At 63.0% G+C, this 284-nt stretch carries 1 protein-coding gene; it reads left to right on the top strand.

What is annotated here, in order from left to right:
* Positions 1–284: IS1634 family transposase (locus Q7A36_RS41350; RefSeq protein ID WP_456306863.1), on the top strand; the 284-nt coding region annotated here is incomplete at both ends.

Raw genomic sequence — 284 nt, 5'->3', positions numbered from 1 at the left:
CAGCGAGCTCTCCGTCGTGTTCATGGATACCACGTCCATCAGCTTCGAGGGCGCGGGCGGGGAAACACTGGGTCAGAGGGGCCACTCGAAAGACCACCGGCCCGACCTGATGCAGCTGATCCTGTGCGTGGTGATTGAAAACGAGGGACGACCGATCTGCACGGAAATCATGCCGGGCAACACAGCCGATGTCAGCGTCCTTCTGCCGACGGTAGACCGCCTGCGTCATCGCTTTGCCATTGGCCGGGTGTGCGTCGTCGCTGACCGCGGCATGATCTCGGCCC

Origin of the sequence: Paracraurococcus lichenis (assembly GCF_030657435.1) — a bacterium.
In the GTDB taxonomy this organism is placed as follows: Bacteria; Pseudomonadota; Alphaproteobacteria; order Acetobacterales; family Acetobacteraceae; genus Paracraurococcus; species Paracraurococcus lichenis.
Note: the sequence above shows the minus strand (reverse complement) of the source record. Positions and strands in the feature narration are given on the sequence as shown.